General features: G+C 41.3%; 12 protein-coding genes. 3 read left to right on the forward strand and 9 right to left on the reverse strand.

Going from position 1 to position 13,800, the window contains the following annotated elements; all coding sequences use genetic code 11:
* Positions 1-3 precede the first annotated feature (3 nt).
* From fliG to NQT69_RS07780, 5 genes are all read right to left on the reverse strand, one after another.
* Positions 4-1,050 carry a flagellar motor switch protein FliG gene (gene fliG / locus NQT69_RS07760; RefSeq protein ID WP_256827080.1) on the reverse strand — a complete coding sequence of 349 codons (1,047 nt, stop codon included), beginning with the start codon at positions 1,048-1,050 and terminating at the stop codon, positions 4-6.
* Positions 1,043-2,758, reverse strand: coding sequence for a flagellar basal-body MS-ring/collar protein FliF (gene fliF / locus NQT69_RS07765; protein WP_256827081.1), 1,716 nt, complete (start codon positions 2,756-2,758; stop codon positions 1,043-1,045). Before fliF ends, fliG begins: the two co-directional genes overlap by 8 nt.
* Before the next feature lie 20 nt (positions 2,759-2,778).
* Complete coding sequence (gene fliE, locus NQT69_RS07770) at positions 2,779-3,111, reverse strand: flagellar hook-basal body complex protein FliE (RefSeq protein ID WP_256827082.1); 333 nt, start codon at positions 3,109-3,111, stop codon at positions 2,779-2,781.
* Between the two features lie 168 nt (positions 3,112-3,279).
* Positions 3,280-4,701, reverse strand: coding sequence for a sigma-54-dependent transcriptional regulator (locus tag NQT69_RS07775; RefSeq protein WP_256827083.1), 1,422 nt, complete (start codon positions 4,699-4,701; stop codon positions 3,280-3,282).
* The gene (locus NQT69_RS07780; RefSeq protein WP_256827084.1) at positions 4,698-5,810 is read right to left on the reverse strand and encodes a sensor histidine kinase; all 1,113 of its coding nucleotides are present in this window, start codon (positions 5,808-5,810) and stop codon (positions 4,698-4,700) included. The genes NQT69_RS07775 and NQT69_RS07780 overlap by 4 nt, the downstream gene beginning before the upstream one ends.
* Positions 5,811-5,936: 126 nt before the next feature.
* On the opposite strand from NQT69_RS07780, the gene NQT69_RS07785 reads away from it, so the two are divergent.
* Positions 5,937-6,515, forward strand: coding sequence for a DNA-3-methyladenine glycosylase I (locus NQT69_RS07785; protein ID WP_256827085.1), 579 nt, complete (start codon positions 5,937-5,939; stop codon positions 6,513-6,515).
* Positions 6,516-6,541: 26 nt separating this feature from the next.
* Here NQT69_RS07785 and NQT69_RS07790 read toward each other — a convergent pair whose 3' ends face one another.
* Positions 6,542-7,552, reverse strand: a complete 1,011-nt coding sequence (locus NQT69_RS07790; protein ID WP_256827433.1) for an endonuclease/exonuclease/phosphatase family protein — start codon at positions 7,550-7,552, stop codon at positions 6,542-6,544.
* Positions 7,553-7,734: 182 nt separating this feature from the next.
* Between NQT69_RS07790 and yghU the strand changes: the two genes are divergently transcribed.
* Positions 7,735-8,577 (forward strand): glutathione-dependent disulfide-bond oxidoreductase, encoded by an 843-nt coding sequence (yghU, locus tag NQT69_RS07795; RefSeq protein ID WP_256827086.1) that lies wholly within the window; start codon positions 7,735-7,737, stop codon positions 8,575-8,577.
* 190 nt (positions 8,578-8,767) lie between these two features.
* Positions 8,768-10,150, forward strand: a complete 1,383-nt coding sequence (locus NQT69_RS07800) for an FG-GAP repeat domain-containing protein (RefSeq protein WP_256827087.1) — start codon at positions 8,768-8,770, stop codon at positions 10,148-10,150.
* 61 nt (positions 10,151-10,211) lie between these two features.
* Here NQT69_RS07800 and NQT69_RS07805 read toward each other — a convergent pair whose 3' ends face one another.
* From NQT69_RS07805 to NQT69_RS07815, 3 genes are all read right to left on the reverse strand, one after another.
* Entirely contained in the window at positions 10,212-12,845 is a 2,634-nt protein-coding gene (locus tag NQT69_RS07805; RefSeq protein ID WP_256827088.1) for a TonB-dependent receptor, read from the reverse strand.
* A gap of 137 nt (positions 12,846-12,982) precedes the next feature.
* A complete protein-coding gene (locus NQT69_RS07810) occupies positions 12,983-13,438 on the reverse strand; it encodes a hypothetical protein (protein WP_256827089.1) in 456 nt (151 codons plus the stop codon).
* A gap of 9 nt (positions 13,439-13,447) precedes the next feature.
* Positions 13,448-13,729: an EF-hand domain-containing protein gene (locus tag NQT69_RS07815; protein WP_256827090.1), complete on the reverse strand. Its 282-nt coding sequence runs from the start codon at positions 13,727-13,729 to the stop codon at positions 13,448-13,450.
* Positions 13,730-13,800 lie beyond the last annotated feature (71 nt).

Here is a 13,800-nt window from a genome sequence, read left to right on the forward strand (position 1 = left end):
GGTTTACAAGAACTCCTCACCACCGCCGCCGCCAAGCATAATCTCACCTGAGTCAGCTAAACGTCGCGCTGTTGATAATATTTCTTTTTGTGCCGCTTCTACTTCACTAATACGCACCGGTGCCATAGCTTCTAAGTCATCGGCAAGCATATCTGCAGCACGTTTTGACATATTACCCAATATTTTATCTTTTAATGCTTCGTCCGTGCCTTTAATCGCTTTCATCAGTACATCTTGCTGCACTTCACGTAAGATAGCTTGAATACCTCTGTCTTCAACATCTAATAGGTTTTCAAATACAAACATCAAGTCTTGAATTTGTTGCGACATCTCTTCGTCATGCTCTCGGATAGAGTCCATTAACTGACCTTCGATATTGGTATCTAGGTAGTTCATTATGTCTGCAGCAGCTTTTAGGCCGCCCATTTTCGCAGCTTGTGCACCCGCTTGACCTGCGAATTGTTTTTCCATGATCTCGTTAAGCTCTTGCAATGCCGCTGGTTGAACTTCTTCAAGGTTGGCTATCCGCATGGTTAAATCTAAGCGCACTTTTTCAGGAAACTGCGCTAATATTTCGGCTGATTGCTCTGGCTCTAAATACGATAAAACAATGGTTTGTATTTGTGGATGCTCGTTGCGAATAATATTAGCAACTTGTTTTGAGTCCATCCATTTTAATGAATCCAAACCTTTCGCGCCTGACCCCATGACTATTTGGTCAATTAAGCTGGCGGCTTTATCTTCACCCAGCGCTGCAGTAAGCGCCTTTTTAATAAAGTCTTCAGATTGGAAACCAATAGTACTAAAGCTTTGTATTTGTTCAATAAACAAGTTGTGGACTGCACTTATTTTGGCTTGTGATAAATCATCTATTGCCGCCATCGCCATGCCCACTTTTTGCACCTGCTTAGGTTCAAGGTGTTTTAAAATTTGCGCTGCGTCTTCTTCCGATAAGCTCAACAATAAAATTGCTGCTTTATCTACGCCGTCTAATTTATCAACATCAAATGCTGCTGGCAGTTGTTTTTGTTCTAAGTCTTGATCAGTCATCTTCGGTTAACCACGCTTTCACAACCTGTGAGGATAGTTCTGGTTCATTCGCAACTAAGGCACGAACGGCTTTGAGTAAGTCTTCGTCGCCATGTAAGTCTGGTAGTTGCAGTGTACCATCACTTGAGAAGCCAACCGAAGCAGAATCAAAATCTTTATTTAGCATATCTAGCGTGTTATCGCCAATATCAACGCCTGAGCTTAGTGCATCATCATCATATTCTTCAAGTGTGTCGTCTGGGTAAATTAAGCGTTTCAGCATAGGTTTAACCACAGCCATAATCAATACAATAATGACTAATGCGCCGAGCACTAAACGAACCACTTTCATAAACCAGCTTTGCTCCCAAAGCGGTATTTCTTCTAACACGTCTAATTGCTCACGTACAAATGGCACCGTAACGACTTCTAATGCATCACCACGTTGTAAATCAAAACCAACCCCACCTTGTAATAAGCGACGGATATTTGACAGCGCTTCAACGGAGCGCGGCACCATAGTGGTTTCACCGTTTTCACCCACAGTGGGCAAGTAGTCCACAGCCACTGATACACTGATGCGACGTATTACTCCACTTTGCTGACGCTTGTGAGAAATTGTGGTATCCAGTTCATAATTACGGGTAGCTTCTTTATGGCTGCTACTTGGCGTAGTGCCAGTGCCTGCACCACCTTGGCCTGCCACTTCTGGAATATTAGAGTTTGTAGGTGGTTGGTTGGTGAGCGCACCTGGTATACCTACCGCAAGGCCACCAATGTTATTCTCTTCAAAAGTTGTTTCACTTCGAACCGCAGGTAAATCTGGGTTATAACGTTTTTGTGTTTCTTCAACTGCACTAAAGTCCATGCTTAAATCAACTTGCGCAGTATAATTGCCCATACCAACAACTGGCATCAAAATGCTGTCGATTTTTTGTAAGTACTCTTGTTCGCGCTTACGTTCAATATCATATTCTTTACGAGAGCGTGCCGCTAATGAGCTTTGTGAACCTGAATTAAGTAAGCGGCCATTTTGATCAGTCACTGTGACCCGCGTAGGTGATAAGCCTTGTACCGCTGAGGCAATAATATCAACAATTGAGTCAACTTCTTCACTATCAAGCATTCTGCCGCGCTTGAGTGTTAAAACCACTGTAGCAGAAGGTTCTTTTTCACGACGAGCAAACACATTTTCTTTTGGAATAGCGAGTAATACTTTAGCGCGGGTGACGTTTTTTAATTCTTCAATAGTACGTGCTAATTGCTGCTCACGGCCATGCTTTAAGCGTTCACGCTCTAAACGCTGACTTACACCAAAGCCCATATCTTGCATTATAATATCAGTGCCAGAGCTCGGCGCTTGATCTAGCCCTTCACGGGTCATAAGCAGTTTAATATTCTGATATTCCCCCTCTGCAACTGAAATGACATTGCCATCCAGCTCATATTCAATCTTTTGCGCATCTAAAAAATCAAGGGTTTGAATTAACTCTTCTGTTGGCATTTTACCCAGCGGGCGCATATCTGGCTGACGAGCCCAAATAATCACAAAAATTGCGATAGCTAAACAAATAGCGAGGGCGATGATCAAAGTCACTTGGCGTAATACATCAACACCATTTAATGCGCTTAAGTAGCCTGACTTTTGCTCTTGTTGATCGTCATTATCAGCTTGGTCGATACCGCCACCAGCTAATGCTAAGTCGGTTGATTGATTAGATTGCGCCACAATAATTCTCCACTACCTAATTAAACAGGCATGTTCATGATTTCTTTATAAGACTCAACAAGCTTATTACGAACTTGAACTGTCGCCTCAAAAGCAACTGATGATTTTTGCGATGCAATCATCACTTCAGCAAGCGATACACTGCGATCTCCCATTTCTAAAGCCGTTACTTTTTGTTTTGCTTCTTGTTGATGATTATTAACGGTGTCGAGAGCGTTAGTTAATAAGTCACCAAATTGTGCTGATGAAGTAGGTTGAGCTTGCGTTGGGATCACATTACTTGTGTTACTACGGCCAGCTTCTAAAGCCATTGACTGCATTTCTTGGAATAACGCGCTATTTTGAATTTTCATAATTATCTCTGACGATGCACTTTACTAATAACCTAATAAAGCACAAACCATGCCATAAATTATAATTTTAAAATTCAACACCTTAGCGTGGATTTAGGCGTGTCAGGGTTTTGACATAGTAACGCTCAGCAGTGCTGAGCGTTACTTTATAGTGGAGCTCGTTGCGGATTAAGCAGGTAATGCAATTCCTAAGTCGCGCATTTGTGCTAGCTTATATCGTAGAGTTCGAGGACTGATCCCCAAGGTTTCGGCTACGTCTTTACGCTTACCTTGGCAGCGAGTGAGTGTTTCAAGAATAATGCGATGCTCTTTATCTTTTAGCTCATCTTTATAGGTGCCCGAATCTAAGCTTGGTAATTCAGTCACCGGTTCTGCCGGCTCTGTTTTTGCTGCAATAGTTGGCGTGACTGCATCATAATAAGCTTGATTGGTAGTAGCGGTTTTACCTGCAAAAGCAGTTGTTGTTAGGTTTTCAATAAAAATGGCGCTTTCATCTATTACATCACCTTGGCGTAAAATCAACGCTCGTTGGATCACATTATCGAGTTCTCGAACATTACCCGGCCATTCATGAGAGAGTAACTTTTGTTGTGCTTGCTCACTAAGACGGGCAATTGACTCTTTGCTCTTAGCTAAATGTCGCTCAATTAAGTGATTGGCGAGTACAACAATATCACCAGGGCGCTCACATAAAGGCCGCCACATTAAGGGGAATACATTGAGCCTATAATATAAATCTTCTCTAAACTGATGCTCACTTACTGCCTCTTTTAAGTCTCGGTTACTGGTTGCAAGTACGCGAACATCAAGCTTAATCGTTTTACGTCCACCTAAGCGCTCAACTTCACGCTCTTGCAGTACACGTAGTAATTTAGCTTGTAAGCTCAAATCCATCTCGGTAATTTCATCCAATAATATAGTACCGCCTTGGGCTTGCTCAAACTTACCAGGGCAAGCCTGAATAGCCCCGGTAAACGCACCTTTTTCATAACCGAATAATGTGGCTTCAAGCATGTTTTCTGGTATTGCCGCACAATTAATTGCTACAAACGGTTCACTTGAGCGCTCTGACTTATCATGAATATAACGAGCCAGCACCTCTTTACCAGAGCCACTTGGGCCTAACACCATTACGCTGGCATCAGATTTTGCCACTTTGCTGGCAAGCTCTAATAATTGGATACTTGATGGATCAGCGACAATTGGACCATCAGTTTCTTTTTCCGGCTCAGGCAAATAACGGCTGACCATATTTAATAGCACTTCAGGTGCAAATGGTTTTGCCATGTAATCAATGGCCCCCAAGCGCATGGCTTCAACTGCATCATCGATAGTGGCGTATGCCGTCATCATGAGTACAGGTAAATCAGGGTAGTTTAAATTAATGCTGCGTAATAAATCGAGCCCGCTCATCGCCCCCATTTGAACATCACTAACCACTAGCGAGAAATTATCTTTTTTTAGTAGCAACATTGCTTGCTCAGCACTGTCGGCTGCAACACATGCAATACCCGACATTTCTAATGTATCAATCAGCGCTTCGCGAAGACCTGCGTCATCTTCAACAACTAAAATAGTGTTATTACTCATAATGCCTCCACCGGTTTAGGTTCAGTACAAATAGGCAGTAAAATGCTAAAGCATGCGCCGCCTTGTGTATTGTTAGCCACTTCAACTCGCCCTTGGTGAGCACTTGCTACGGAGCTCACAACAGCTAAGCCAAGGCCTGTCCCCTGACTTTTAGTGGTAAAGAAAGGTTCAAATAGTTTTTCCGCTTGACTCATATCAACCCCAGGTCCGTTATCGCATACACTGATACGCACATGACTTTCAGATTGAGTATCTCTCACTGCATTTACTTTCACTAACGCACTTGAGCCAATTACTTGAATGCTGTTATGAATTAAATTTTGAATCGCACTGGCTAAGGCCGTTTTATTGCCCATAATGGCAATATCGGGCTCCGGTAAATTAACCTCAAGTTCACTATTATTAAGTGCAACCATGGCATCTGAGCCGGCTTTGACTTCACTTAGCAATTGCTGCATAGAGACTTGCTCTACAACTTGCTGGTCACCGCTTTTTGCAAACAGCAGCATATCGTTTACTTGTGTTTCAAGATCTTTCAAGCGCGACATCAGCTTAGTATGAAAATTACCACGAGAAGTTTCAGGTAAACGTTTAGAGCCCAAATTAGCCGCGTATAACATAGCTGCAGATAACGGTGTTCTAACTTGATGTGCTAACGACGCCACCATTTTACCCAATGCACTCAAACGCTGCATGTGGGCAACACGCGTTTGTAAGCGCCGTGTTTCAGTTAGATCCGTCATCAATATTAACTGGCCAGGCTCTGGCGCTAACGCAGTAATATCTAACTTGATTAATCGACCATCTTTTAAAGAGACTTCATGACCATCATCTTGCTGAGGACGAAATGATCGCTGAATAATGCTGAACCACTTTTCACCTTCTAATGGCTCACCTAACATATCAATGGCAATTTGATTAGCCTTAGCAATCATGCCACGGCCGTCAAGTACGATAACGCCAGCAGGCATAGTGTCGACCAAATGACTTAACCAACTCGCTTGTTGACGAAGCTCACTCAACTCCCCTACATACTCTTCTTGTTGCAGGCATGGGTTATATTGATTAGTTGTGATAAATTGTGGTTTTAACACATTTGCAAGTGCCATAGTTAACTCTCTAAAAGGTTCTCTATGGTGATAAATGCACGATCTATACCAAAATTATATTTACTAAAATTCATGGACTTAGCGTGAAAGTAGCGCGACAATAAACTGACACAAGGAAAACACACAATGACGAAAAAAAAGCTGTGCCGTTGCCCATGGCTAGATACATCAAAGCCAGATTATGTCGCCTATCATGATGAAGAATGGGGCGTACCTTTATATGACGACCAAAAATTATTTGAGTTTATAACACTTGAATCCGCCCAAGCAGGACTAAGTTGGTACACCATTTTAAAAAAACGAGATGGTTATCGCCGCGCATTTTTAAATTTTGACGTAGAAAAAGTAGCGCAAATGAATGAGCACGATGTTGAGCGGTTAATGCTGGATGAAAGCATAATACGCAACCGCTTAAAAATTGCTGCCACTATCAATAACGCGAAGCGATTTTTAGAAATTCAGCAAGAATTTGGCAGCTTTAGCAACTATCAATGGCAATTTGTTGGCGGTAAGCCATTAGTGAATGATTTAGATATACTCAGTGACTACCCCGCAATTACCGAGGCATCCACAGCTTTCGCTAAAGATTTAAAAAAACGCGGCTTTAAATTTTTAGGCCCAACCACTGTTTACGCGCACATGCAGGCATGCGGTATGGTTAACGATCACAGTAATGATTGTTTTCGTAAAGCAGAATTAATTTAAGTATCTAATTAAAAGAATAAATGCCTTTAGTGCCTTAACTTTAATTTAATTAGTACCACCGCGTGATCGCTGCTTTGATCATCACGCTCAAATTCTGGGTTAATTAAATGCCGATCGTAGGTGTGATAATCACTGACTGAAAAAAAGCTATCGTCGTAGCCTGTGTCAAACTCACAAGATAGCAATATATAATCAAGTACCGAGCTACTTGCGCCATAGTAATGTGTCGGTGTGCGTATCAACTCTGTGGTAGCTTCTTGTTGTACGTTAGTTGTTATGCTGTTTTGAGATTTTACGAATAACTGCCACGCATCATTTAAGCAATATTTTTCAAGGTAGGTTTTACTATCAAATGCTGGGGCAAAACGCAGTGAGTTGGTGATTAAATGACTAAGCACACCATCGCTTAAGTTATTATTAAAATCCCCCATTATCAGCATAGGGTTTTGTGTGGCCTCACGACGCTTGATCATTTCAACCATCAATAAGGTCGCTTCGCTACCCCGTTGGACGGTTGACGCCCAACCACCCGCAATGTCCGCCTTCAAATGTTCAATGATATTCTTTTCAGGTGTTGCAACTTTACACTCTACAACTTCTATCATCGGCCGCTTTGATTTAAAGTGCACCACATAACAATCACTTTGACCTAGATGTGGCAAATCTATTGTTGCTCTGAGTACTTGGCGGCTAAAAGTAAATTCACTCAAACCAAGAGCTTTGGTAAGTTCAGTATCAGGTTCTACGGCCGCCACTGCAACAATTGGGAATCGAGACGCAATAGCTACAACTGGGCGCTTATAAATAAAATCATCTATCACCTCTGGCTCGTCAACGACTGCGAAATATTCATAACCAAGCCCATTTAGTAATAGCTTGAGAGACTCAATACTAAATACTTCTTGAAAGCCAATTATATCAGGCCGATTTTCAGTTAAATAATCAGTGATCCAACACTGTTTTTTAGCCCACTGCTGCGCACTATAAATGCGTTCAAATTCATAAAATGCATTCGGCGGCTCAAGGTAGTTAAACAGATTAAAGGTAGCAATTTTAAGTTGCGTGTTTTTTATCAAAATTCTCTCGGCTGAGTTATCATGGATAGCTTTTCATAATGAAATATAACTTTACTTCCCTTGGTCTTAATGATCAACTAGGATGGGTTGTTCGTAATGGCATCTATACCTTGATTTAAGCAACCTTCATTTAAGGAGTTTTGATGAGTAACAACGACGACTATACACCTCCTGCAGTTTGGCAATGGGATGCAGAAAGCGACGGTGAATGGGCTAAAATAAATAGGCCAATCGCAGGCTCAACCCACCAGCAAGACTTACCCGTTGGCGAACATTCGCTGCAGCTATACTCTTTAGCGACACCAAACGGACAAAAAGTCACTATTATGCTCGAAGAGCTATTAGAGCTTGGTATTACTGACGCTGAGTATGACGCATTTTTAATTAAAATCGCTGATGGTGACCAGTTTGGCTCAGGCTTTGTCGGCGTTAATCCTAATTCAAAAATCCCCGCTTTGATGGATCATAGTACGACCCCTGTAACTCGCGTGTTTGAGTCAGGTGCTATTTTACAGTACTTAGCTGAGAAATTTGATGCACTTGTACCAAACGATCACACCAGTAAAACTGAATGTCGAAACTGGCTATTTTGGCAAATGGGATCGGCGCCGTATTTAGGCGGTGGTTTTGGTCACTTTTACGCTTACGCACCTTTTAAAATGCAATACCCTATTGACCGCTTTACCATGGAGGTTAAGCGTCAACTAGATGTGCTGAATCGTCATTTGAGCGACCATGATTATATGGCTGGCAGTGAATATTCAATTGCCGATATCGCGATTTGGCCATGGTATGGCAATTTAGTCCTTGGCAACTCATATGATGCCGCCGAATTTTTAGATGTTGAGTCTTATACCCATGTGGTTCGCTGGGCTAAACAAGTTGAACGCCGCCCTGCAGTAAAACGCGGCAAAAAGGTTAATCGCGTCTGGGGTCCTGAAGAGGAACAGTTGGCGGAGCGCCATAGCAAAAACGACTTTAGCTAGCCTTTTAGAAATTGCTCGCAGCGTTTGATAATGTTGCGAGTATAATTTTTACAAACTCAATTTTCCTTTCTCATATTTACACATACAGATTTATTACACTTGCTTACAAAACTAAGATTGTAAAACCATTCATTTTGTTAACAATGTATTTACAAATATTATCGACAATTAAGATTAAATGGAACTTACTATGCTTAAGTCACTGTTAGCCACATCAGTATTACTTTTATCACCCCTTGCAATAGCGGACCAGCAATTAGTGATAAAAACAACAAAGGGATTAATTTCAACAGATTCACCCATTGCATTTGCTTTTAATGACGAACTAAAACAACTTGCTAAGGTTGATTTAGCGAATAACCAAAACCACATGTTAAGTTTACCTAAAAATCTAATTGGCTTTGATGCCGCAACACTCGCAAATACGTTAGAACCTCAGGCACTTATTTTAACCACTGATGGCGTCTATTTAAGTGCGCAGACTAAAAGCACATTACTGTTTGAATTTAAATCAGTGTTAAATCAATTAGAGCTCGACAAGTTTACTAAAGTTAACTTTGTAATTGATGCTAACGATGACGGGTTAAGTGATATTTTACTACCTGATATTGAAACGAACACGCTGTATATTCAAGATCAACAAGGTCAGTTTCACCCTCACGTATTTACTAAACAAGCGCAATTTCAGGGTGACTTTAGATCTAAACGATTTAAATTAGATATTGATATTAGTATTACCCCACAAGTCATCGATGTAAATCAAGATGGCCATACTGACTTAGTCTTCACTAATGATAAGCAAGCCCACGTATTACTAACTAAAGGCACCACCTTTGCCGATAAAGTGACAGACATTAGCTTCCCTGTAAAATTTGGTAAAATAGAAAACGATAATTACCATTATATAGACTTACTAAGTGATATTAATAATGATGGCTTTGTAGATCTGATCACCAAAATTATGCCTGATGCTGATGGTATGGATGCCATGAGTGCTACAGTGCATCGCAACCTTTATATGGGACTTGCAAGCGGAGGCTTTTCATCTCAAGCGGCCACATTGCCACAAACAAGCATGATAGGTAACTTAAAATTTGACGAAGACTTTAATAACGATGGCTTAATGGAGTTACAACGATTCAATATAGATTTTGGCTTTGGCACATTGGCTTCTATGGCTATGGGCGGCGGTGATACCGATGTGGATGTTGAATTTTCTGTTCATAAGCAGCTTGCAGATGGCACATTTAGCGAAGAACCTAATGCCGACTTTGAAGTTGAAACCCCACTTTCTATGTCAAACAATTCGTCATTAAAGCCTTTGTTTTTAGCTGATATTAACGGAGATGGTAAACTCGACGCTATTTATAAAAGCGGCAGTAAAACACTGTCGGTATATTATAGTGATGCTGATGATTTGCTCAGCTCTAAACGCAAAAAAATCAAGCACAAACTTCCTGATAACAACGGCGATATACTGTTAGTCGATATAAACAATGACAACAAGAAAGACTTTGTTTTTAAATTCACTGAAGAAGATGGCAATAGTACGATAAAAACCGTTATCAATTAACAAAAAGCCAGATGCACACAACTGCATCTGGCTGTAATTGTTTAACGCTATAGCACTTTTATTAAAAGTTAATATTGAGCTTTAAATAACCACGACGACCGAGTAAGTCATAGGTCATTACATCGGTATTGGCGTCATTCCATGATGTTAAAAACGGCGCTTTTTTGTCGAATATATTATCAATCCCTAAAGATAACGACGTACTTTGCGTAATAAAATAGCTACCTTGAATATCATTATAAATAATACTCGGTACTGAACGCCCAATTGGACCGCCACCATTGACATCATCAGCGGTGCCAATATAGCGCATTGCATAATAGGCTGACCATGACTGCGCTTTTACACTCAAGCCTAAATTTGCTCGCCATTTGGTATAACTGCCCTGATCTTCGGTGATATAACCTAATAGACTTTGCGTATCTTGCCCTGCAAACGGCGTATTTTCATGTTTAAGTAGGCGTGTCGCATCAAGTTCAAACTGGCTAGTTAAACCAAAAAGCTCTGTATTGTAGCGTGTATTAAAATCAATCCCACTGACTTTTTCAAATGCCGCATTTACTGGGCGTTGACTCAACGAGTTAACTTGCCCTGTTACTGGGTGACGCGTAAATGTGTCGCAATATGCACTGTAAAGCTCAGGATCGGTATAACATAACTTTAAAGTATCTGAACCATTAACGGAGGTAATGGCGTCCTCCACTTCTATGTCAAAGTAATCAACGGTTGTAGAGAGCCCTTCAACAAAATTTGGCTGCCAAACCATACCAAATGTAAAGGTATCTGCTGATTCAGGGTTTACATCGGGGTTGCCGCCAACTGAGGTGCGTATTGTGGTGCCATCTTGCACAAAATCAACAGGTAGCCCAGCTGCTAAACAGTTTGTTGCAATAGTACCGGTGGCGCCTTCACAGGGGTCTATCGTACGCAGGTTTTCAGCATTTGTGCCGCCAAATAGCTCCGTGATCATCGGTGTTCTAAACGCCGTAGATTTAACCCCACGTAACATCAAACTATCAACCACTTGCCAAGTAAGCCCGAGTTTATAAGTCATCTTACTGCCAAACGTACTGTAATCTGAATAACGCGTAGCCACTTGTGCTTCTAGGCTTTCTAGTACTGGAATTGCTAATTCAATAAAACCTTCTGTAACGGAGTAACTGCCATCAATGGCATCTTCACCACCGTTTGCAAGAACAGTTGAATCCGGGTTACGCCAGCCTTTTTCATCACGCTTTTCAACCCCCGCAGCAAAAGCTAAAGCCCCTGCTGGTAATTCAATAATATCGCCTGATAGATTAAAAGTAAGCGACCTTAATTCATTGCCACCATTGCCTTCACGGCGATACTTTACATACTCGATAACATCTGGCGTTAGTTCGTCGACACCAAACCAATCACCACACGGGATTGCTGCGCCGCTTTCGTAGCTACAAACATTTTCATCTAACGTATTAGCAACTTTGGCTATGTCTTGATCGAAAGTCCAACCATCAGTGCCAGTATTGCGGCCATAGTTGTAAGCTAACTGCCAATTCCAATCATTATTTAATGTTCCATCGAGTCCAACAACAATGCGTGCGGTATTGGTTTCTTGAAAAAAATACGGCGCACCAAGCTCAACATTACGACGTCGTGTTATTTCTAAGTCTTGCCCTGTTGGGTTATATAGAAAGTCTTTTGACACCATAATACCGCTGATACTACGCGGCGTTACAATCTGTTCAGATTGACGATTGCTATATTGCGCTTCAGTAAATAGATTTATATTACTAGTTAGCTGATAAGTAAAATTAGTCGATAAGTTAATACGTTCGCTTGGGTTAACGGCATTTAAGTAACCGATGTAATTAAAGCCGTGTTTAGCTGAGTCATATGCTTCATAACTATTGCCATCACCGTTTGGATCTTGATTAAACTGCACACTGCTACCATCAGCTAATAATGCCCGTCCTCCAGCGGTTGTCGCACTACCAAAACACTCTAACTGGCTGCTGCCATCAGCATTTACAGTTTCGCTTTTAGCACAATCAATACGGTCAGATTGCCTTACCGCTTCGGTATTTATGTAACTTGCGCTAAAAACAAAGTGTCCTCGGTCAAACTCTCCACCGACATTAAAACTCAGCTCTTGGCTTTGCCCTTCACCATCATCGGCAGCGCCTACTTTAGCGGTGAACTCGGCGCCATCTAGCTGTGTTTTGGTAATGATATTAACCACTCCCGCAACGGCATCAGCGCCGTAAATAGCCGATGCACCGTCTTTAAGTACTTCGACTCGTTCAATAATTGAGGTAGGTATCATATTTAAATCAACTGAACTATTTGCCCCTGTACCGCCATTAACTATACGTCGCCCATTGAGTAGTACTAAGGTACGTTTAATCCCCATGCCACGAAGGTTAACTTGAGCCGTGCCATAACCACCACTGGTCCAATAGGCATTAGTAGCATTGCCTGCAACCCCAGCAGAAAATGACATTCGCTGTAATAAGTCTTCAACATTAACGATACCTGTTTGCGCTATTTGCGCAGCATCTATTACAGTTACTGGGCTGGCATTTTCAAAATCAGTACGTTTAATGTGTGAGCCAGTAACATTTATACGTTCAATATTATCGTTTTGATTATTAGCAAATACGTTAAAGTTTATCAGTGCAAGTGAAATGGCAGAAAGTGCCATGAGGTTATTCATAAATATGACCTATTAAAATTTTTATTTTAAAAATAGGTGCTTATGATAAAGATTTTAGGAATATTGAGAATGTGACAAATTGTCGCAGTATGAAGTGAACCTGTGAATGAAAGCCATCCACAGGTAATTTAAAATGCTTAAACTTTTAAAGAAAGCAGGGAGTCGCTTTGTGATAAGCCAAACTTTTCTTGTACAGATGCTAAGATAGATTCTTTATCTTCGTCATTTAGTTGCTCAGAATAGTTTTCAAGTAGTTCATCTAAATAACTAACAACATCTTCAGTATTAACTTGCTCTACACCACCTTGAGGCGGTGGACCTGGTGGTCGGCCGCCTTCAGGACGCCCCATTTCACCAACTTGAGCCGCATCAAACCCAGCATCAGCCATCAGCTCTTGCATTTCTTGACCTGGCTGGATCCCCGCTTCCTGAAAAGATGTAACGATAGACTGTGCATCAGCTGAAGATAGGTTCTCAGGGTCAAACTGAGCTAACGTTTCGTTTAGTAACTCTGTTTGTTCACTTGTAAGTGGCTCAGCTTTTTGGCGTTGCATTGGCTCAAAATTAGCGCCTGATGAAATACTATTAATCATGGTTATTCCTTATCTTTGACGACGTGGTGGTTTATGGTTTTGAAGTTCTTGCTCTGAAATCTCACCATTTTTATCAGCGTCAATCTCATCAAAGATAAGTTGAATATCGTCAACGCCTGGCGGGAGCTCTTGTTCACTAAATTCGGCAAAACTAATCACGCCATCTGAGTCACTATCAATGCTTGAAAAGTCAGGACGTGGTGGCTTGTTCTCACGACCTTTGGCATCTACATGCGCTGTAAACCCAACACATAATGCTGTTAGTAAAGCGATTGCTGTTAACGATTTCATATCTCAACCTCTTGTAAAATAGAGTTAGTGAAGTAACTAATTACAAGAGTATTCTTAAAAAGCGCAAACAA

This window comes from Pseudoalteromonas shioyasakiensis (genome assembly GCF_024518675.1).
Classification (GTDB): domain Bacteria; phylum Pseudomonadota; class Gammaproteobacteria; order Enterobacterales; family Alteromonadaceae; genus Pseudoalteromonas; species Pseudoalteromonas shioyasakiensis_B.

Coding starts and splice junctions, on each gene's coding strand:
- NQT69_RS07785 (WP_256827085.1), top strand. CDS start 5,937: ATGACGAAAAAAAAGCTGTGCCGTTGCCCATGGCTAGATACATCAAAG.
- fliG (WP_256827080.1), bottom strand. CDS start 1,050: ATGACTGATCAAGACTTAGAACAAAAACAACTGCCAGCAGCATTTGAT.
- NQT69_RS07805 (WP_256827088.1), bottom strand. CDS start 12,845: ATGAATAACCTCATGGCACTTTCTGCCATTTCACTTGCACTGATAAAC.
- NQT69_RS07775 (WP_256827083.1), bottom strand. CDS start 4,701: ATGAGTAATAACACTATTTTAGTTGTTGAAGATGACGCAGGTCTTCGC.
- fliE (WP_256827082.1), bottom strand. CDS start 3,111: ATGAAAATTCAAAATAGCGCGTTATTCCAAGAAATGCAGTCAATGGCT.
- NQT69_RS07815 (WP_256827090.1), bottom strand. CDS start 13,729: ATGAAATCGTTAACAGCAATCGCTTTACTAACAGCATTATGTGTTGGG.
- yghU (WP_256827086.1), top strand. CDS start 7,735: ATGAGTAACAACGACGACTATACACCTCCTGCAGTTTGGCAATGGGAT.
- NQT69_RS07800 (WP_256827087.1), top strand. CDS start 8,768: ATGCTTAAGTCACTGTTAGCCACATCAGTATTACTTTTATCACCCCTT.
- NQT69_RS07810 (WP_256827089.1), bottom strand. CDS start 13,438: ATGATTAATAGTATTTCATCAGGCGCTAATTTTGAGCCAATGCAACGC.
- NQT69_RS07780 (WP_256827084.1), bottom strand. CDS start 5,810: ATGGCACTTGCAAATGTGTTAAAACCACAATTTATCACAACTAATCAA.